Origin of the sequence: Mesorhizobium sp. M8A.F.Ca.ET.208.01.1.1 (genome assembly GCF_004791315.1) — a bacterium.
In the GTDB taxonomy this organism is placed as follows: domain Bacteria; phylum Pseudomonadota; class Alphaproteobacteria; order Rhizobiales; family Rhizobiaceae; genus Mesorhizobium.
In genome coordinates, this window is sequence record NZ_SRUT01000014.1 from 42,345 (window position 1) to 60,585 (window position 18,241).

Here is an 18,241-nt window from a genome sequence, read left to right on the forward strand (position 1 = left end):
AGGCAATTCTCCCAATATTTCGCGGAGCGTCCTTCTCCCCATGAACGGGGAGCATGCCCTGTAGGGCAATGACGGGCAGAGCCAGCGTTTCCACAGTTTGGCGTCCGCTGAAGCTCCAAATTGCGTTATGTCGCCGCTGCCCTCATCCGCCTGCTCGCACCTTCTCCCCGTGACCGGGGAGAAGGGATCAACCCTTCAGCCGGCCTCGCAAACACGACGCTGGAAGCGTGCCTGATGGTAGGTGCAGTAGCTTTTCATCGCCCTGGTGCGCATGCCGCAGCACAGCATCTCCTGGCCAGGCCGCCCGCCGGGCGCATCATTTCGAGGATCGTCCTCCAGCGTCAGGTCGAGCGGCGCGCGGCAGCGGTTGAACAGGCAGTCGATGAAGCGCATGGCCACGCCATGCGGCTGCCGGCCGATGGCACCGCGTGGCGGCGCGGGTACATTGAAACGGTAGGTTTGCCCATCGGCGATCAGCACGCCCGCCTCGCGCTGGAAAAGCCTGGGCCGGACGGGCGAAGGAGCCCGCCTCGGCCGCATGGCGGGTTTGGCCGGCTGCGGGGTGGCGCCGGCACGGCTGCTTTCCGCCTTGGCGGCGCGGCTCGCCGCCTTGGCCATCGCCGTGCGCGCCGCCAGGCCCTTGCCATTAGCAAAGCCGATCGCGCCAAGCATGGCGTTGCGGTGGACGATGCCGATAATGGCGTTGCGCGATACGCGCGCGCCGCGCTGTACGCTGAACGCCGCCGCAATCCTCGAGGCCGAAAGCCCGTCCCTCAGCCAGCCGGCAATCGCCTGCAATTCGCTGTCGCTATAGCTTGCCATGTCGGTCTCCATTGCGCGGCCAGCGGCCGCCGCGAACGGCGCCGTCAGGCAAGCGTCGGGTTTGCCCACAGCCGCGATGGGACTGCCGGCCGTGGTCCGGCCTGTCGGCCGCGGGGATTGCTTGTGGAAGGGCTGCTTTCAGCCCGGCCGGTCGACGGGCGCGTCAAGCCGCGGACGCGCAGTGTCCCTGTCGGGGGCGGAAACCGCCCTGCCCGTCGTCGGCTCGTCGGCGATGACGGTGCGGTCCTGCGTGCGGATCAGGAAACACCCGGCGGCCGCGTCGAATGGGGGGCCGGAGCCGCGGGGAGCGGCGGCTCCGGCCGTTCCGGCCGCCGCTGAAGGGCGGACCGGACGCGAGGCCGATGCGTCAAGGCAATCGGCTTCGCGCTTCGCCCCGGCCGGGGAGGAGGACAGCCGGGACGGAAGGGAAAGGGCGGCGCCCGGCAAGGCCGGGCCGGAGGCGTTGTCGACTCTGAGGGGGTTGAGCTTTTGCATGAGGTGATATAAGCATAACTCAAAAATTGATGCAAGCCAATCTTTCATGGACGAAAGCAGGACTTGTCGGTCACATGAGGCCATGGTGAAAACGCAACTGTCGATCAGGGTCGGAGCCGCGATCCGCCAGGCACGCAAGCAGCGCGGCCTGGTCATGCGCCACATCGCCGAGCACAACGACACCGATGTCGCCGCCGTCGGCAACTGGGAAACCGGGCGCAACCTGCCCAAGACCGAGAACCTGTTGAAGACCGCCGCCTTCCTGCGTGTCGACCCCGTGGCGCTGGGCCAAGGGCAGGTCGTCTTCCTCGACGATGCCGGCCCGGTGGCGGACGCCGAGATCGTCACCGATGCCGGCCCCCTGCCGGCCGGAGCGATGGATATTCCGGTGCTGGGCGCCGCCGTCGGCGGTGATGACGGCGACTTCACCTTCAACGGCGAACCGGCAGGATACGTCCAGCGTCCGCCGGGAGTCCGCAACCTGCCGAAAGTGTTCGCGCTGCACGTGCTCTCGGATTCCATGGTGCCGCGTTATGAACCCGGCGACATGATCTATTGCGGCGGCCGCGACGCGGTGCCGGGCGACCATGTCGTGATCGAGACCTTCCCGGAAGAGAACGAGAAGAACGGCAAGGCCTTCATCAAGAAACTGGTCCGGCGCACGGCGGGCGAGCTGGTGGTCGAGCAGTACAATCCGCCCAAGACGCTGACCTTCAACCGCTACGCCATCAAGCAGGTCTGGCGCGTCATCCCGCTGAAGGAACTGCTGGGGTATTAGGAGCGCCTGCCTTTCCGGATCCAGGCCGCCCTCACCGGCACGCCGGCGTTCTTAACCGTTGATATTTGGCGAAACCATCCGCAACAGCTTACTTTCTCCCCGTCTCTATACGGGGAGAAATGTCCGGCAGGACAATGAGGGGCAGCACCAAGATTTCGGCAAGTGGCGTCTCGAATGCCACCTCAAAGAAAACGATCAAGCTTGCAAACTCCCTCGCACCATCAGAATAGAAGTTCAATTCCGCCAAATCAGCGCCGCCCCTCATCCGCCTGCCGGCACCTTCTCCCCGTATAGTGACGGGGAGAAGGGGCTGGGTTGCCGCATCGCGTCACAATGTTGGCGAAATCGTCCATGACGGCACGTCCTTTGCTCAAGCCCGCCTCGCCTCCACCAGCACCTCACGATCGCCCAGCATCCGTGCCTCGCTGCGCACGCGCTGGCGCTCGTCGATGAACGCTGCCTGGATCGAGATCGCCGTGCCTGGCAGCCCGTCGGCACGGCAGGCCGAGCAGACGATGCGGCCCGACAACGCGGCCAGCGGCGTGTTCCCGTTGACCCCGAAGCGCTTCAACTGATCGGGCCGCCACCACCTGTTGCGGCCGCAATCGGCGCACTCGACCGACAGCGAGGCGACCTGCGCGATCACTGCTTCCCTGCCCGGCAACGCCATCATCCCCTGTCCTTTTGTTTCTGATTTGTTCCTATCTTCCCGTGTTTTGAAGCGGGAGTCGAGTCGCAGTTTCCAAACTCCTCCAAAAGTCTTTCTTCTATGCCTGTTTGAGTTATGCTTATATACACCTTGCATATGTGAGTCGGCGTGGAATGACCCGCGCCTGGATGCGGGAGCAAGAATGGATGCCGCCGATTTCGCCCGCGCCTGCGGTTACACCGGCGACAGTCCCGCCTTGCTCGAAGCCTTCGAGGCGATCCGCCGCAACGGCATCGCGCAAGCCCGTCTCGATCATTTCAGGCGCAAGGCCGTCATCGACGAAATGAAGCAGTCGGAGCCTCTGTTCCTGGCCGCGATCGGCCCGGCGCTGTCGGCGCATGAAGCCATCGAGGATGCCGGCCGTTTCATCGCCGGCTGGCGCAACATGCCGCGCTGGCGCCAGGAACGGCGCTTGCCCGATCTCGCCAGGGCGAAAGAGCAGCGTCTCGTCGCGCGCTTCTTCCGTCGCTACGGCCATCATCTCTGGGCGCTCGAAGCAGCCTGAGGCTCGGCACGGTTGGACCAGCCATTTGCGGGTTCCAATCCCTGCCTTTTCTTCCTAGATTGCGGGTGGGTGGCTGTTCGTTCGACGTGCATGGTTTGGAATGTTCAAGACCGCCCGCTCAAAAATTCAGACCTGGATAACGGCCGGCGCGGGAACCATCGCCGCCTTGTTCGTCGCCGGCGTGATGGGGGCGTTTGGCGCCCTGCCCGCCCATGGTCCACCACAATTGCCGCCAGACGCCGTCATCGACGCCGGACGCTGGCGCCTGCAGCCGGTGCGTGCCTATGTCAGCCATGCCGGGGTCCATGGCGTGCCGCTGAAGCCAGGCCAGAAGGCGCTGGTGCTGGAAGTCGACATGACCAACCGCACCGCGCAATCCGACAAGGGCTATTTCAACGTCTTCACGCCGGACGGCATTGTCCTGCCCGACTCCTCGCCGATGATCGTGCTGACACGCGATTCCACGATGACGCCGGAACTGCATCCGGGGATGACCGAGCGCATGGCCTATGTCTGGCCGCTTGCCGGCGACGCCGCCGTGCCGGCAAATCTCGCCTTCGGCGTCACCGCCGAGATCTTCAAGCCGCGCGACAATCTCTATGGCGCGCCCGGCTGGTACAATCCCTACCGGCTCGGCACCGTCACCTTGCCGGTCACCGACCTGTCGGCGACTGGGCAGCCGGCGATCGGGCAGCCGGAGAGCGGCTCATGAGAATACGCCTGCTTGGCAATCTGGCGGTCCTTTGCGCGACCGTGGCGCTGAGCTACGGCATGCAGGTGACGAAGCCGCATTATGCCGACCTCACCGCACCAATTCCCATCGATGGCGCGATGAACGACACGGTGCGCGCGCGCAGCTTCGCTGTCCGGCTCGACAAGGTGATCTTCGCGCGCCAGCTCAAGGCCAGCCAGTTCGGCCAGGAAAAGCTTTTGACGACCAGCGGCCTGTGGGTGGTGGCGACGACAAGCCTCACCGCGACCGGCGCTTCCACGGCGGTGGCCGACGGCACCTGGCAAGGCCCGATCGGGTTGCGCTATCACCAGACGGAGCGGCTGGGCTACCGCCAGGACATGCCGCCGCACGGCGTCGATCCGGGCCTGGACAAACGCGGCCTGTTCGTCTTCGAAGTGCCATCGGACCAGATCCGCGGCGCCAGGCTGCTGATCGCCGCGCGCCAGTTCGGCCCGCTCGACGCGCAGGCCCGCATCAGCCTCGATGCGCTGCCGACCGGCGCTGACGGCCAGCCGTCCGACATCCTGCCGGAATTCGACCTCGATGCCGCGCCGGGCCAGACATCGCAGGGCCAGACACCGCAGGGCAAGACATGAGCGCCGTTTCGACGGAACGGGCCGTCGACCCGCAAGCCGAGCGAAAATGGCGCCGGGGCGGCTTGTTGGCGCTCGCCATCTTGCTGCCGCTGACACTGGCCGAGACCAGTTATGACAGCGTCCGCGAATGGCTGCATGGCGAGGACCTCATCGCCAGGGATGTCGAGTTCGGCCAGGCCGTGCCGTTCGGCGGCAGCGGCTGGGAACTGGCCGATTTGCGCGGCGGCAAGGCCGGCCGCCTGCCCGACCATGCCTTGGCCGTCATCGCCACCTTCACCGTGACCATTGGCGATCCGGACCTGCGGAAACACTGGCTGGGCTGCAAGCTGATGCTGACCGACGCCGCCGGGCGCCGCTGGATGCCCGATTTCATCAGCGGCGTCAGCCTGCCCGACGGCGTGACGACCTGCGCCCAGGCGATCTTCTCCGGCGCCAGGAAAGGCGACGTCATCACCATCGGCGACACTTTCATCGTGCCCGAGGACGCCGTAAAAACCATCCGCCCGGCCGTCGGCCTGGGCAGCGAACGGCCGTGGTATCTTCGTTTTCAAAGGCCGCCGAAATAGCTACTTTCTCCCCGTCACTATACGGGGAGAGGAACGCACGCCTACGCCGCGGCTTCACTAACTCCATTCCCCGCCCCCTTCGACAGCGAAAACGCCGTCTCCAGCACGGCGGCGAGAAAACAGATCCTGATCGGCTCGATCAGGATGCCGGTGGAGGAATCCTGGAAGGGACTGCCGAACAGCAGCGTCACCCCATGCGAAAGGATCTGCCAGACGTCGAGCTCGTGCGGGCCGATCAGCCTTGTCGCGCCAAGCCACAGCCAGGCGGCGCCCCAGTCGAGCAGGCGGTAGCCGACGATCAGCGTGCACAGCAGCAACAGGCTGGAACTCACCGTCAGCCGCACGCCATTGGCGATCGGCAGGTAGCGCGAACGGTAGCCGGCGATGAAATGCTCGACGAAGTCGCGCAGGAATTTCGGCAGTCCGGCATAGCGCTGGCCGAACCGTTCGACGCGGCCGTTGACCCGCATCAGCGCCACGTCGTCGCGCACCTCATAGCCGTAGATCAGCGCCGCCATGACCAGCCAGATCAGTGGCAAAAGCATGTAGAAGAACAGATTGACCGCCACCGTCGAGGCCGCGATCGAGGTGATCTCGACCGGCACCACTGGTGCGGCGCTCGCCGCCGTCACCACTGGTGCGGCGCTCGCCGCCGTCACCACTGGTGCGGCGCTCGCCGCCGTCACCACTGGTGCGGCCGTCGCGACCGGAACCGGGCTCGCCAGCCCATCGATGGACGCCTGCAGCACGGACCAGAAATTGCGGCTCATCAGCCATTGCAGCGCCGAGTCCTTCCAGCGGCTGATGACGTAGAGGCCGACGAAGATCCAGTTGGTCTCGCAGATCACCACGACGATCTGCCAGAACGAAAGGGCCTTGGTCCTGCTCTGCATGAACTTGGCCAGCCGGCGGATCAGCCAGGAAACGGCGACCGAAATCAGCAGCCAGCGCGAATCGAGCACGTCGAGCACATTGCCGCTCTGGCCGAAACCGGCCTGGTCGAGCGAGGCGCGCGAATATTGCCGCACGATATCGCCAAGAAATCCCCAGGCGGCGTAGTAGGCGAAGAACGGCAGCAGCGCGATGGTGATCATGCGCACCAGCCGCGAGCCGCGCCGGTCTGCATCGCTCGTCTCCTTGCCGGCGACTTTGCTCTCGGCGGCCTTGTCCGCGCCGCGCTGCGCGGCCAGCACATTGGGCAGGCCCGGCCGCAGCACATGGAACATCGCCACCGTCACCACCAGCTGCGCCAGCGCCACCAAAGTGAGCATGGCAAGCCCGGCGAAATGGTTGGCGAGCGCCACCTTGGCCGCCAGTTGCAGGAGGAGATCGCCGGCCAGCACCCCGGCCAGCACCAGCGCCACGAGCTGCGGCCAGAAGCGCCGCAGCAGCGAAAAACTCAAGCTGATCGGCCTGATGATGTCGGCAACCATGAGCATCCCTCATGACGCCACCCGCCCAAGCCTTTCTAGCAAGGCGCCGATGTTTTGCAACCGGGCCGGGAACTGGCCGCGCATCCGCTGCACGCGGCCATGGTGCCGCGCACCCTTACCGCCTCACCCGCGACTTCAGCCAGCGATCGAACGCCACCGCCAGGATCAGGATCAGGCCGATGACGATGCTTTGCGTGTAGGACGACACGTTGTTGAACTGCAGCCCGTTCTGCAGCACGCCGATCAGGGCAGCCCCCACCACCGTGCCGCCGACCGAGCCGATGCCGCCGAACAGCGAGGTGCCGCCGATGACGACGGCCGAGATCACCGTCAGCTCGTAGCCGATGCCGGCGACCGCTTCGGAAGAATTCAACCTGGCCGACAGCACGAAGGCGGCAAGCCCGGCGAAGAAGCCGACGATGACATAGACCGAGACCAGGATGCGGTCGACGCGCAGGCCCGACAGCCGTGCCGCTTCGGCATTGCCGCCGACGGCGTAGACGGCACGGCCATAGCGGGTGTAGCGCAGCACGATGTGGCACAATATGGCGGCGATGGCGAAGATCAGCGCCGGCACCGGCACCGGGCCGATCAGCCCTGTGCCGAACCAGCGCATTGAGGCATCGAAGCCGGAGATCGGGCCGCCATTGGAGATGGTCAGCGTCAGCCCGCGAAACACCGTCAGCCCGCCCAGCGTGACGACGAAGGGCGGCACTTTCAGCCTCGTGATGGCGAACCCCTGCACGCCGCCGGCGAGAGCGCCGACCACGACGGCGGCCAGCAGCGCCGCGAACCAGCCATAGCCTTGCGTGCCTGATGTCGACAGCGACAGCGTATTAGCGGTGCCGCCCTTGGCGACCACGGCCGCCACCATGCCGCAGAAGGCGAGCAGCGAGCCGACCGAAAGATCGATGCCGGCGGTGAGGATGACGAAGGTCATGCCGAGCGCGATCAGCCCGGTGATCGAGATCTGGCGCGTGATGTTGAACAGGTTGATCGGGTCGATGAAGCTCGGCTTCAGCACGGTGAAGACGACGACGAGGGCGGCCAGGAACAGCAGCGGCCCGAAGCTCATCAAAAGCCGCGCGATCGTCACGCCACCGCGCTGGTTCTGTTCCTCGGCGATGCTCATCGTGCCTGTCCCCCCGCGTCCTGTGCCGGCGTATCCTGCCTGTCGAGCGCCATCAATTCCATCAGTCTTTCCTCGTTTGCCTCGACGCCTGGCATCTGCCCGGTGATGCGCCCCTTGCGCATGGTGACGATGCGGTCCGACACCGCCAGCACCTCGGGCAGTTCGGACGAGATCATCATCACCGCGATGCCCCGCGCTGCCAGTTGCACCAGGATCTGGTGCACCTCCGCCTTGGCGCCGACATCGACGCCGCGCGTCGGCTCGTCGACGATCAGCACCTTCGGGTCGCGCGCCAGCCAGCGCGCCAGGATCACCTTCTGCTGGTTGCCGCCCGACAGGCCCTCGATCGCCTGTTCGGCCGAAGCCATGCGGATCGACAGCATTTTGCGGAAACCCGACAGCGCGTCGCGCTCGCGCCGCTCGGCCATGAAGCCGAAGCCGTTGCTGAAGCGCCCAAGCGAGGCGACGGAGAAATTCGGCAGGATGCCCAGCGCGGCGAAGATCGCCTGGTGTTTGCGGTCCTCCGGCACCAGGCCGATGCCGAGCTTGATGGCGTCGGCCGGCGATGCGGGTGCTATTTCCTTGCCGTCGAGCGTGATCGTGCCCGCCGCGATGCGGTCGGCGCCGAAAATGGCGCGGGCGAGCTCCGTGCGGCCCGAGCCGACGAGCCCGGCAACGCCGAGGATCTCGCCGGCCTTGAGGTCGATGTCGACGCCGTCGAGCACGATGGCATGCGGCGCCTCGGGGTCGCGCACGGTGCGCAAGCCCCGCACGGACAGCACCACATCGCCGGCCACCGCGCGTTGGGCGGGCCGCGCGTAAAGTTCGGAAGCGGCGCGGCCGACCATCTTCTCGATGATGGCGGGCAGCTTGATCGGCCCGCCCTGACGCTCGAGATGCCCCGCCAGCCTGCCGTCGCGCAGCACCGTCATGCGGTCGCAAATTGCGGATGCCTCCTCCAGCCGGTGGGTGACGAACATGATGGCGACCTTGTCCTTGCGCAGCCGGTCCATGATCGACAGCAGCCGCTGCACCTCGGTCTCGGTCAGCGCCGAGGTCGGTTCGTCCATGATGATCAGCCGGCTTTTCAGCGACAGTGCGCGGGCGATCTCGACCAGTTGCTGTTCGGCCACCGACAGCGCCGACACCGGCGTCATCGGGTCGATGGAGAGACCGACGCGGGCAATGATGGCGCGGGAATCCTGCTCCATCCTGCGCCAGCTCACCAGGCCAAGCGGCCCGGTCGGCGCGCGGCCGATGAAGATGTTCTCCGCCACGGTCAGCGTCGGGATCAGGCTGAGCTCCTGGTAGATGGTGACGATGCCCAGCCGCTTGGCGTCCTGCGGGCTGGATGGCGCGTAGTCGGCGCCATCGAAAATGATGCGGCCGCTAGAAGGCGGCATGACGCCGGACAGGATTTTCAACAGCGTCGATTTTCCCGCGCCGTTTTCGCCAAGCAGGCCGAGGATTTCGCCGGGATGGACATCGAGCGAAACCTCGTTCAGCGCGGTGACGCCGGCGAAATGCTTGGTGACGCCTTCGACGGCAAGCAGGACGGGGGATGCGGCTTCAGCTGGCAAGGATGGCTCCCGGATTGCGGCAGGCAGCGGGGCACGCCCCCCTCTGTCCTACCGGACATCTCCCCCACGAGGGGGGAGATTGGATGTCGTAAAGGCTTTCGCCAATCTCAAACGTTGCAAGAGAGGCGCGGTCGAAGAAGCTGCTGATCTCCCCCCTCGTGGGGGAGATGGCCGGCAGGCCAGAGGGGGGCGTGCCCCACCGGCCTCACCAATCCAGCCTACTTCGTCTCGTTCAGCCGCTCCGCCTTATCCAAATTATCCTTGCCGATGACGATGGGCGTCAAAAGCACCAGCTTCTCCTTCGGCTCGGTCTTGTCCTTGGCGTAGGCGACCGCGATCTGCACGGCGGTGCGCGACTGCTTGCCGGGGAACTGTTCGACCGTGCCGGCGAGCTTGCCATCGCGCACGGCGACCAGCGCTTCGGGCAGCGCGTCGAAGCCGTAGATCTTGACGTCGCTGTAGTTGCGCGCGGCGCACGCTTCGAGCGCGCCCAGCGCCATGTCGTCATTGGCGCAGATGATGGCGTCCGGCTTGCCGTTGGCGGCAAGGCCGGCTTCCGTCACCGTCAGCGCCTCGGCGCGGGCGAAGTTGGCGGTCTGCTCATAGATGATCTGGTACTTGTCCTTCAGCGGATCGAGCACATTGTGCACGCCCTTGTTGCGGTCGATCGCGGGACCCGCGCCCGGCTGGCCCTGCAGGTGGAACAGCTTGGCGCCATTGGGGAATGCCGCCACCACGGCGCTCGCTTCCGCCTCGCCGCCCTTCACATTGTCGGCGCCGACATGGGCAAGGATGCCCTGGACACCGTCGACGCGGCGGTCGATCGTCACCACGGGAACGCCGGCCTTGACCGCTTCCTCGATGGCTGGCGCCAGCGCGTTGACGTCGAGCGGCGAGATGACGATGGCGTTGACCTTCTGCACCAGGGCTGCCTCGATGTCGGCGGTCTGCTTGGTGGCCGAGTTCTGGCCGTCGCTCTCGGTCAGGTTGACGCCTTGCGCCTGCGCTTCGGCCTTGATCTCGTTCAGCATGTGCACGAAGAACGGAAAGCCGAGACTGGGCACCGAGCCGAGAATGGTGAGTTTGTCCTCGGCGAAAGCCGAGCGTGCGGCCAGCATCATGGCGCCCGCGGCCACGGACGTCATCAGGAATTCGCGTCTGTTCATGGGTTCCTCCTCCACAGAAGCGCACTGTCCCTAAAAACCGGGACCGGTTTCAGGAAGGATCATGCGCCGGTTAAAGTGTTGGAGCATCCTCCTTGCGCCAAGAACGCATGCCGCTCCAGCTGACCGCCGCCAAAACTCCTCCGATCGGCGTCAACAAGAGGATGCTAACCCAGGGTCAACCGTTTGTGCAACATCGATATAACAGAGCCGGACAGCGACTTGTCGGAATTGTCTGAATTTTGGATTCTTGGGGCCTGAAGGCTCTTCTATGTCAGGAACGTCAAAGTGCGGCTCCAAAGTTGCGCGGCGGCCGTTCCATTATAGTCGGGCAGTGCCGGGTCGGAAAAATAGTGTCCCGAGTTTGGATAGCGGAAGACCTGCACATCCGCTCTCGCTGCCTCCGCGCTTTCCTGCCAGGCGCGGACATCCGGCTCGGGGAAAAGTGGATCGGTGTCCGCGACATGTAGTTGAACCGGCAGGCCCGGGCGCGTGTTCGCAGGCAAGGTCGCCAAACCATGCAACAGCAGGACACCCGCGGCCAGCGGACGCGACGCCCAGAATTCCGCCACCACGCCGGCGCCCATCGAGATGCCGGCCAGCACCGCATCGCCCGGCGTCGAGGCCAAAGCCTCCCGCGCCTTTAGGCAGATGGCGTCCCAACCGATCCGTGCCTTGATTGCGAATCCTTCATCGAGATCGTCCGTCGCCGCACCCTGATAAAGATCTGGCAGCGTGACGGCATGGCCGCTGGCGCGGAAGCGCTCCGCAAGATCACGTTCGTTCCGGCGCAGGCCAAGAACCGAGTGAAACAGGATCATGTTCGCCATGCGCCGGTCCCGGGTCGCTGAAATCCCGTCATGCTACCTGCCGGGGCTTGGAGCCTCAAGGCACGCCACGTCGGCTTCCATTTTTCCGACCCGGCATTACCTTTGGACTGGCCAACGCCGACAAACGGAGACACCCATATGAAGCCGCACATCATCTGCCATATGCTTGCCTCGCTCGACGGCGGCCTTCATCCGAGCCGCTATACCGAAAGCCCCGACGGCAGCCGGGCCGAATGGTCTGGCCTCTATGAACAGATCCACAACGACCTCGAAGGCGACGCCTGGATCGTCGGCCGCGTCACCATGGCCGAGATGAGCAAGGCCGGCGCGCACCCGCCGGCGCATGTGGGCAAGGTCGAGCGGCCGCATCATTTCGCGCGGCGCGACGCGGGCAGCTATGCCTTGGCGCTCGATGCCTCCGGCAAGCTGCACTTTGCCAAGCCCGACATCGGCGGCGATCATGTCTTCGTGCTGCTCGGGCGTGATGTCGAGGACAGCCACCTGGCCGAACTCGCCGCCGACGGCGTGTCCTATATCGTTTCGGAAACGGCCGACATCGATCTCGCCGCGATGCTCGACGTGCTCGGGCGCGAACTCGGCATCCGTCGGCTGCTGCTCGAAGGCGGCGCCGGCATCAACGGCTCCTTCTTCGCTGCGGGGCTGGTCGATGAGTTGAGCCTGCTGGTCGCCCCCGCGCTCGATGCGCGGGCGGCGAACCAGGGCGTTGTCGAGTTCGGCGAGGCCGGCCTGGCGGGCAAGATGCAACTGTCGCTGACGAGTTGCGAAGCACTGGCGCACGGGCTTGTTCACTTGCGCTATGCTGTCAGCGCTGGCTGATCTCGTGCTTGCGTTTTTGGACTGCATGCCTCCATCGTTTCGTCATCCACGGGCGGAGCAAGGAGCGTAGCGACGCAGCGCAGACCCGAGGATCCATGCCGGGACTCCTGAGCCCCGCCACAGTGAAGAATTCTGCTCCGCTGCGCTCTTCGGCCCAGGTCACGGAATGGATCCCAGGGTCTCCGCGACGGAGCTTCGCTCCTGCTGCGCCCTGGGATGACGAAGTTTAGAAGCCTCGGCCACTTCCGAACGTTGCTACCACCCATCAGTATCGCATGGCGTCGAGATCGGCGATCAGCGTCGGGCCGGTCGGATGCCAGCCGAGCCGTGCCTGGGTCAGCGCGCTGGAGGCCGGCAGGTCCATGGGAGCGAACATCGCCATCCAGCCGAAATGCTCCGCCGCCTTTTCCGGCGCGATCGAAACGACCGGCAGGTTCAGGCCCCGGCCGAGCGCCTCGGCGATCGCGCGCACCTCGACGCCTTCCTCGCCGACGGCGTGATAGCGCGCGCCGGGTTGCCGCTTTTCCACCGCCAGCCGGTAGAGGCGCGCCGCGTCGAGCACATGGCCCGCCGAAAAGCGATTGCGGCCTTCGCCGACATAGGCCGAAACGCCCTTCTGGCGCGCGATCTCGATGAGCGGCGAGATGAGGCCTTGCTTCCTCGTGTCATGCACCTGCGGCAGGCGCAGTACCGAAAGATTGATGCCGGCCTCCAACAAGGCATTGCCGGCGAGTTCCGAGGCGATGCGGGGATTCGCGTGACCGGCGTTGAAGACATCCTCGACCGCCAGTTGGCCATGGCCGGGGCTGCCCATGCCGACGCCCGACGTGATCACCAGCGGCCGGTCGGAGCCGGCGAGCGCCTCGCCAAGCGCGGCGATGACATGGCTGTCCTTTTCGCAGTTCTCGACAAACCGCGAGAAATCATGGTCGAACGCGGTGTGGATCACCGCTTCCGCCTTGGCCGCGCCGTCACGCAAGCCTTTCGGATCCTCGAGGGTCCCCCTATACACCTCGGCGCCGGCGGCTGCCAACGCCTGCGCGCCCGCCTCGGAACGGGTGACGCCGACCACCTGATGGCCGGCCCGAAGAAGTTCGGGAACGAGCGCCGAACCGATGAAGCCGGTCGCGCCGGTGAGAAAGATACGCATGCAAAATCTCCTGGGTTGCCTGCGTAATATCGCTGCTCTATTATTCCATTAAAGTAGTGATCTTATCATGGTATAATGGCTAACAGGATGCCCAACGCCTCCAACGGCTCGCTCGCTGCGTTCCTGAAAGACCGGCGCACCCGGCTCGACCCCTCGTCGTTCGGCTTCTCCGGGCGCAGGCGCACGCCTGGGCTGCGCCGCGAAGAGGTCGCCCAGCGCGCCAACATCAGCCCGACCTGGTACACATGGCTGGAACAGGGCCGCGGCGGCGCACCCTCGGCCGACGTGCTGAACCGCATCGCCAAGGGCCTGCTGCTGACCGAGGCCGAGCGCGAACATCTTTTCATGCTGGGGCTGGGGCGCCCGCCCGAGGTCCGCTACCTCCGCGCCGATGGCGTCAGCCCCAGGCTGCAGCGCCTGATCGACACGCTCGAGGCAAGCCCTGCCCTGATCAAGACGGCGACCTGGGATGTCGTCGCCTGGAACAGCGCCGCGCAAGTCGTAATGACCGACTACAGCACCTTGCCCCACGGCCAGCGCAATATCCTGCGCTTCATGTTCCTGAGCCCCGCCATCCGCGCCAAGCAGCACGATTGGGAGAACCTTGCCCGTTTCGTCGTCGGCGCGTTCCGGGCCGACGCGGCGCGCGCCGGCGCGGTGTCCGAGGTCGCCCAACTGGTGGAGGAATTGTGCGGCGCCAGCCCCGAATTCGCCGCCCTGTGGCGGGAGAACGACGTGCTCGCCCATGGCGACGGGACCAAGCGCCTGAAGCATCCCGAGCTTGGCGACATCGAGCTCGAATATTCGGCCTTCGCGGTCGATGGCCGGCCGGACCTCAGCTTGACCGTCTACAACCCGGTGGACAGCAAGGTCGCCGACCGCATCCGCGACCTCGCCCGGCGCCGCAAGGAGCGAGAGGCGACGGACCCGTCGATGAAGCCCACCACGCCTTAGAGCAATTCCAGGAAAAGTGTGAAACGGTTTTCCGTTCGGGATTGCGTAAAAACAAAGAGTTAGAGCCGTTCGGCGATTCCGTGAAATGCGGAACGGCTCTAGGGGCGTTCGCACATCGCCTTCAGGATCCGCAAGGTCGGCCCCCAGTAAAGACTGGCATGCGGACGGATCGACGGTTCGGCGAAGCCGCTCAGCGTCAAGGTCAGCAGCGTTCCCTGATCCGCCGGCGCGAGCACGAAGCTGACCATCGTGTGGTTTTCCGGCATATCAGCCAGCCGCGAGGCCGACAGCGTGCTCCAATAGCTGTAGGCGAAACTCTTGTCCGGCTCGAAGGCCCGGACCGCGCCGTGGCTCTCGAACGGCATGCCATGCAGCACGCCGCGTATCACGATCGCGCCGCCGGCTTGAACCTCGAGCCTGACATCCAGTTCTTCGTCGGACATCCATTGCGCAATCAGCGCCGGCGTCGTCAGCACCCGCCAGACCTTGGCCGGGTCGGCATCGATGGCGATGGCCTTGACGATCGGCGTGGTGTCGAGGGAACCGGTCACGAATGCAGCGACATTGCTGCAGCGACGCGACCGGAACCACGCCGGGCAACATTATGGACCGGTCTTTCCGAACTTGCCCCGGCAGGATTGCACGCAAGGCCTGTTCGACGACCGATTTCCATCACAGGATACTTGTCGCCAGCCGGTCGAGCCGCGAATCCTCACGGTAGAGGACGCGGACGAGCACCGCCGCGGCAATGCCGGTCAAGGCACCGCCAAGCACATCCGTGACGTAATGGGTGCCCACAAACAGCCTCGACCAGCAGATCAGCACCGCCATGGCTCCGAAGATCAGCGCGCGTCCAGGAAGCGCCTGCAGGGCGAATGCGGCAACGATGGCGAAAGCCGCCGTCGCGTGATCCGAGGGGAACGACCAGTCGGCGCTGGCGGGAATGACGAGGTGGGTCACACCGGCGTCGCAGGGACGCACACGATGCACGAAAAGCAGGATGATCTGGTTGGCGCCAAGTCCGATCAGGAAAGACAATCCGGCCGCGATCGCGGCATGGCGGACGTGGGTCCGGTCCGTCCTGCTCCACCATTGCAGCACCACGCAGGCGATCAGGAGCGGGACACCGAATTTCGTCACCGAGATCATGATCAGATCCAGCGCCGGGCTTATTCCCGCCGCCGAATTGATCCAATGTGTAGTCGTCACGTCCATCAATTCACCTTACCGTCGAGCCGCCACACCAAATGGCAGGAGAGCCATGAACGAGCAGCGTGTCCACCAGATTTTCGAAGTCAGCCTGCTGCTTAAGGGCGCACATGCGCTCATCGAATGCGTCGGCGGCCTGCTGCTCGCCTTTGTCAGCACCAGCACCATCGTGTCGCTGGTGAACAGGCTGACGCAGGAAGAACTGGTCGAGGACCCGCATGATTTCATCGCCGGCCATCTGATGGACGCGGCGAACCATTTCTCCGTCGGCACGCAGCATTTCTACGCATTTTACCTTCTCAGCCATGGCCTCATCAAGATTGCCCTGGTGGCGGGGCTGCTGAGGGGGAAGCTGTGGGCCTATCCGGCCTCGCTGGTCGCCTTGCTGCTGTTTATCGTCTACCAGCTCTACCGCTTCAGCTATACCCGCTCCGCGGGGCTGATCGTGCTCACCATATTCGACCTCGTCGTCATCTGGCTGATCTGGCACGAATACCGCCTCGTTCTGCGCCACAAGGTGGCAAGCCGTTAGGGGGGCGTCGTTCGCGACACCACGCTTGCAAGATCCTCCGTGGAGGACAGCGAGGCATCATCACACACCACGGCGGCGGCCTGTCCGTCCCTGCGGTTGCCGTCGTTATTGAGAGGGCTCGGGCGCCAGCACGAGGGCGATCTCGTGCGCCGCTTGCGCGGCATGGCGGCGCACGGTGGCAAGGTCGAGCATGCTGTAGGTGGTCGCCACATAGGGCACGGTGAGTGCCGCGACCGAATGGCCGAACGGCCCGATGACCGGGAAGGCAAGATCGATGACGCCCGGCTGCAGCCCGTCCGCCACCTCTTCGTGGCCGGCGGCGCGAATGCCGGCAAGCGCCTCACGCACACCGCCCTTTTCGTCAGCAATGCCGGAGGCTTGCAGCCATTGATTGACTCTGTCCTGCGGCTGGAACGCCATCAGCGTGCGCCCGGTCGCGGTGCCGAACAGCGGAAACTCGGCGCCGACGCGCACGCGGAAGCCGAACGCCGCCGGACTTTCCACCTGCGCCAGGATCAGCACCCTGCCGGCATTGTGGACGCCGAGGTTGCAGGATTGCTGGATGGCGTCGGACAGCCGCCGCATCGAAGGCAGCGCCGCCTGGACGAGGCCGCGCAGCGGCTCGTGCCGGTGCGCCAGTTCGAACAGGCGCGGCGACAGGAAATACGGCCCGGCCGGGCGGTCGCGGAAGATGTAGCCGCGCCGCTCCAGCGCCTGCAGCACGCGGTAGATCTGATGGATCGAGCGTCCGACCGCTTCGGAAATCTGGCCCTGGTTCAGCCCGTCCTTCTGCTCGGCCAGCAGTTCGATGATGTCGAATGCCTTTTCCAGGGCCGGAACCGAATAGTCCGGCGCTTCCGCGGTCTTGCCAGCCATGCCCCATAATCCTTCTCGGACCAGCCTAGAATCATGGGCCTACTATAGCTACAAGGCGGCTCCCATCGAAGCCGTCATCAACCGGGCGATGCGCCGGTTGATGTCGTCGGGCACCGGCTGCGCGCCCGCCGCCAACCCTGCGCCCTTGGCTACACGCTCAAGCGACAGTGCCTGCAGCATGAAGCCGATATCCATGGACTCGATCGAATTGCCCTTCGGCTCGATTCCGGCAAGGTTGAACATGCGTCCCTCGGCGACGAGGATGACATGCCGCCCATTGGCGAGATCGAGACGCCGTAGAGCGCCGTCCAGATCGGTGACGACGCTGGTCATGGGAGCGAGACCCTCAGTGTCGATCTCCCACGGAAAATGCCCGGAATTGGCCAGCACCGCGCCATCCCGCGTTTGCGAAATCGCCGCCGCCGGCAGCGCGCCGGCGCGGCCGGTGGCGGTGATGAACACTTCCGCCCATGGCGCCAGGTCGGCGAGCGGCGCCACGCGGTAGCCGTCGAGCGCCGCCTCCAGCGCCTTGATCTCGTCGATCTCGACGATGGCGACGCGTCCGCCCAGCGCTCGCAGATATTGCGCGATGCCGCGCCCGCACCAGCCATAGCCGATGACGCAGAAGCGGCGGCCGGGGATCATCAGATTGGTGATGCGCATGAAACTTTCCACCACCGATTGGCCGACCGCGTGCTTGTTCTCGCCGATCGCCTTCAGTGGGCTGTCATTGATGACGATGGAGGGGAACGGCACCTTGCCGGCCAGCTCGCCACGCAGCCGGTCGCCGCCCGATGTCGTCTCCTCGGTACCGCCCAGGATCGATGCCGCCCTGCCCCGCTCGACGATGCCGGCGGCAAGATCGGCGCCATTGTCGAGCAGCATGTCGGGCTTGGCGTCCAGCACCCGCGCCAGATTGGCGTGATGATCGGCCAGCGTATCGGCACGGCGGCCGAACATGCCGATGCCCCGGCTTTGCAGGAAGGCGACGACATCGTCCTGCGTCGAGCCGTGATTGCCGGTGCCGACGATCCCGGCGCCACCGTCGGCCAGCACTTCGAGCAGCACAGCGGTCTTGGGTTCTACATGCAGGGAGACCCCGATGCGCCGGCCGGCGAAAGGCCGCGTCCGCCGGAATTCCTCGCGCAGGCCGGCCAGCAGCGCCATCCGCGAACGGATCCAGGCAATCCGGGCGCGGCCGCGCTCGACCAGTTCGGTGTCAGCCGGATTGGCATCAGCCGGATTGGTATGGGCTTGGGTCATTCGAAGTCTCCGATCGCGATCCAGATTCAGCACTTGCAAAAAAGTTTTTTGCATGTGACAAATATTGTAGAGGGTCGT

General features: G+C 65.4%; 20 protein-coding genes. 8 read left to right on the plus strand and 12 right to left on the minus strand.

What is annotated here, in order from left to right:
- Positions 1-195: 195 nt before the first annotated feature.
- On the minus strand, positions 196-822 hold the full coding sequence (locus EN851_RS32505) for a GcrA family cell cycle regulator (RefSeq protein ID WP_135930882.1): 627 nt from the start codon (positions 820-822) through the stop codon (positions 196-198).
- Positions 823-1,399: 577 nt separating this feature from the next.
- Between EN851_RS32505 and EN851_RS32515 the strand changes: the two genes are divergently transcribed.
- A complete protein-coding gene (locus EN851_RS32515; RefSeq protein WP_167531332.1) occupies positions 1,400-2,095 on the plus strand; it encodes a helix-turn-helix transcriptional regulator in 696 nt (231 codons plus the stop codon).
- Positions 2,096-2,465: 370 nt separating this feature from the next.
- Here EN851_RS32515 and EN851_RS32520 read toward each other — a convergent pair whose 3' ends face one another.
- The gene (locus EN851_RS32520) at positions 2,466-2,765 is read right to left on the minus strand and encodes a hypothetical protein (RefSeq protein ID WP_127279003.1); all 300 of its coding nucleotides are present in this window, start codon (positions 2,763-2,765) and stop codon (positions 2,466-2,468) included.
- Positions 2,766-2,946: 181 nt separating this feature from the next.
- On the opposite strand from EN851_RS32520, the gene EN851_RS32525 reads away from it, so the two are divergent.
- From EN851_RS32525 to EN851_RS32540, 4 genes are all read left to right on the plus strand, one after another.
- Positions 2,947-3,309 carry a hypothetical protein gene (locus EN851_RS32525; protein WP_127870212.1) on the plus strand — a complete coding sequence of 121 codons (363 nt, stop codon included), beginning with the start codon at positions 2,947-2,949 and terminating at the stop codon, positions 3,307-3,309.
- 100 nt (positions 3,310-3,409) lie between these two features.
- Positions 3,410-4,021 carry a hypothetical protein gene (locus tag EN851_RS32530; protein WP_135930883.1) on the plus strand — a complete coding sequence of 204 codons (612 nt, stop codon included), beginning with the start codon at positions 3,410-3,412 and terminating at the stop codon, positions 4,019-4,021.
- Positions 4,018-4,638, plus strand: a complete 621-nt coding sequence (locus tag EN851_RS32535; RefSeq protein WP_135930884.1) for a hypothetical protein — start codon at positions 4,018-4,020, stop codon at positions 4,636-4,638. The genes EN851_RS32530 and EN851_RS32535 overlap by 4 nt, the downstream gene beginning before the upstream one ends.
- On the plus strand, positions 4,635-5,204 hold the full coding sequence (locus EN851_RS32540; protein ID WP_135916469.1) for a hypothetical protein: 570 nt from the start codon (positions 4,635-4,637) through the stop codon (positions 5,202-5,204). The genes EN851_RS32535 and EN851_RS32540 overlap by 4 nt, the downstream gene beginning before the upstream one ends.
- A 41-nt stretch (positions 5,205-5,245) precedes the next feature.
- Here EN851_RS32540 and EN851_RS32545 read toward each other — a convergent pair whose 3' ends face one another.
- The 5 genes from EN851_RS32545 to EN851_RS32570 form a co-directional block, all read right to left on the minus strand.
- Entirely contained in the window at positions 5,246-6,637 is a 1,392-nt protein-coding gene (locus tag EN851_RS32545; protein ID WP_135930885.1) for a hypothetical protein, read from the minus strand.
- 115 nt (positions 6,638-6,752) lie between these two features.
- On the minus strand, positions 6,753-7,769 hold the full coding sequence (locus EN851_RS32550; RefSeq protein ID WP_127278997.1) for an ABC transporter permease: 1,017 nt from the start codon (positions 7,767-7,769) through the stop codon (positions 6,753-6,755).
- Positions 7,766-9,349, minus strand: a complete 1,584-nt coding sequence (locus EN851_RS32555; RefSeq protein WP_135930886.1) for a sugar ABC transporter ATP-binding protein — start codon at positions 9,347-9,349, stop codon at positions 7,766-7,768. Before EN851_RS32555 ends, EN851_RS32550 begins: the two co-directional genes overlap by 4 nt.
- Positions 9,350-9,567: 218 nt before the next feature.
- Positions 9,568-10,515, minus strand: coding sequence for a substrate-binding domain-containing protein (locus EN851_RS32565; RefSeq protein WP_135930887.1), 948 nt, complete (start codon positions 10,513-10,515; stop codon positions 9,568-9,570).
- 266 nt (positions 10,516-10,781) lie between these two features.
- On the minus strand, positions 10,782-11,342 hold the full coding sequence (locus EN851_RS32570) for a dienelactone hydrolase family protein (RefSeq protein ID WP_135930888.1): 561 nt from the start codon (positions 11,340-11,342) through the stop codon (positions 10,782-10,784).
- A gap of 138 nt (positions 11,343-11,480) precedes the next feature.
- Between EN851_RS32570 and EN851_RS32575 the strand changes: the two genes are divergently transcribed.
- Positions 11,481-12,179, plus strand: a complete 699-nt coding sequence (locus EN851_RS32575; protein ID WP_135930889.1) for a RibD family protein — start codon at positions 11,481-11,483, stop codon at positions 12,177-12,179.
- Between the two features lie 265 nt (positions 12,180-12,444).
- Here the strand turns inward: EN851_RS32575 and EN851_RS32585 are convergent, their stop codons facing one another.
- Positions 12,445-13,329: an SDR family oxidoreductase gene (locus EN851_RS32585; protein WP_135930890.1), complete on the minus strand. Its 885-nt coding sequence runs from the start codon at positions 13,327-13,329 to the stop codon at positions 12,445-12,447.
- An 87-nt stretch (positions 13,330-13,416) separates the two neighbouring features.
- Between EN851_RS32585 and EN851_RS32590 the strand changes: the two genes are divergently transcribed.
- The gene (locus EN851_RS32590) at positions 13,417-14,283 is read left to right on the plus strand and encodes a helix-turn-helix transcriptional regulator (protein WP_245520865.1); all 867 of its coding nucleotides are present in this window, start codon (positions 13,417-13,419) and stop codon (positions 14,281-14,283) included.
- A 98-nt stretch (positions 14,284-14,381) separates the two neighbouring features.
- On the opposite strand, the gene EN851_RS32595 is transcribed toward EN851_RS32590, so the two are convergent.
- Positions 14,382-14,834: an SRPBCC domain-containing protein gene (locus tag EN851_RS32595; protein ID WP_135930892.1), complete on the minus strand. Its 453-nt coding sequence runs from the start codon at positions 14,832-14,834 to the stop codon at positions 14,382-14,384.
- A 121-nt stretch (positions 14,835-14,955) separates the two neighbouring features.
- Positions 14,956-15,498 (minus strand): phosphatase PAP2 family protein, encoded by a 543-nt coding sequence (locus EN851_RS32600; protein WP_135930893.1) that lies wholly within the window; start codon positions 15,496-15,498, stop codon positions 14,956-14,958.
- A 46-nt stretch (positions 15,499-15,544) separates the two neighbouring features.
- Here EN851_RS32600 and EN851_RS32605 point away from each other — a divergent pair, with 46 nt between their 5' ends.
- Positions 15,545-16,024, plus strand: coding sequence for a DUF2127 domain-containing protein (locus tag EN851_RS32605; RefSeq protein ID WP_127278847.1), 480 nt, complete (start codon positions 15,545-15,547; stop codon positions 16,022-16,024).
- A gap of 105 nt (positions 16,025-16,129) precedes the next feature.
- Here EN851_RS32605 and EN851_RS32610 read toward each other — a convergent pair whose 3' ends face one another.
- Both EN851_RS32610 and EN851_RS32615 read right to left on the minus strand, forming a co-directional pair.
- Positions 16,130-16,900 (minus strand): IclR family transcriptional regulator, encoded by a 771-nt coding sequence (locus tag EN851_RS32610; protein ID WP_135930894.1) that lies wholly within the window; start codon positions 16,898-16,900, stop codon positions 16,130-16,132.
- A 48-nt stretch (positions 16,901-16,948) separates the two neighbouring features.
- The gene (locus tag EN851_RS32615) at positions 16,949-18,163 is read right to left on the minus strand and encodes an adenosylhomocysteinase (RefSeq protein ID WP_135930895.1); all 1,215 of its coding nucleotides are present in this window, start codon (positions 18,161-18,163) and stop codon (positions 16,949-16,951) included.
- Between the last annotated feature and the right edge of the window lie 78 nt (positions 18,164-18,241).

Coding starts and splice junctions, on each gene's coding strand:
- EN851_RS32545 (WP_135930885.1), bottom strand. CDS start 6,637: ATGGTTGCCGACATCATCAGGCCGATCAGCTTGAGTTTTTCGCTGCTG.
- EN851_RS32565 (WP_135930887.1), bottom strand. CDS start 10,515: ATGAACAGACGCGAATTCCTGATGACGTCCGTGGCCGCGGGCGCCATG.
- EN851_RS32515 (WP_167531332.1), top strand. CDS start 1,400: ATGGTGAAAACGCAACTGTCGATCAGGGTCGGAGCCGCGATCCGCCAG.
- EN851_RS32590 (WP_245520865.1), top strand. CDS start 13,417: ATGCCCAACGCCTCCAACGGCTCGCTCGCTGCGTTCCTGAAAGACCGG.
- EN851_RS32525 (WP_127870212.1), top strand. CDS start 2,947: ATGGATGCCGCCGATTTCGCCCGCGCCTGCGGTTACACCGGCGACAGT.
- EN851_RS32520 (WP_127279003.1), bottom strand. CDS start 2,765: ATGGCGTTGCCGGGCAGGGAAGCAGTGATCGCGCAGGTCGCCTCGCTG.
- EN851_RS32575 (WP_135930889.1), top strand. CDS start 11,481: ATGAAGCCGCACATCATCTGCCATATGCTTGCCTCGCTCGACGGCGGC.
- EN851_RS32570 (WP_135930888.1), bottom strand. CDS start 11,342: ATGGCGAACATGATCCTGTTTCACTCGGTTCTTGGCCTGCGCCGGAAC.
- EN851_RS32540 (WP_135916469.1), top strand. CDS start 4,635: ATGAGCGCCGTTTCGACGGAACGGGCCGTCGACCCGCAAGCCGAGCGA.
- EN851_RS32505 (WP_135930882.1), bottom strand. CDS start 822: ATGGCAAGCTATAGCGACAGCGAATTGCAGGCGATTGCCGGCTGGCTG.
- EN851_RS32605 (WP_127278847.1), top strand. CDS start 15,545: ATGAACGAGCAGCGTGTCCACCAGATTTTCGAAGTCAGCCTGCTGCTT.
- EN851_RS32615 (WP_135930895.1), bottom strand. CDS start 18,163: ATGACCCAAGCCCATACCAATCCGGCTGATGCCAATCCGGCTGACACC.
- EN851_RS32600 (WP_135930893.1), bottom strand. CDS start 15,498: ATGGACGTGACGACTACACATTGGATCAATTCGGCGGCGGGAATAAGC.
- EN851_RS32585 (WP_135930890.1), bottom strand. CDS start 13,329: ATGCGTATCTTTCTCACCGGCGCGACCGGCTTCATCGGTTCGGCGCTC.
- EN851_RS32610 (WP_135930894.1), bottom strand. CDS start 16,900: ATGGCTGGCAAGACCGCGGAAGCGCCGGACTATTCGGTTCCGGCCCTG.
- EN851_RS32530 (WP_135930883.1), top strand. CDS start 3,410: ATGTTCAAGACCGCCCGCTCAAAAATTCAGACCTGGATAACGGCCGGC.
- EN851_RS32550 (WP_127278997.1), bottom strand. CDS start 7,769: ATGAGCATCGCCGAGGAACAGAACCAGCGCGGTGGCGTGACGATCGCG.
- EN851_RS32535 (WP_135930884.1), top strand. CDS start 4,018: ATGAGAATACGCCTGCTTGGCAATCTGGCGGTCCTTTGCGCGACCGTG.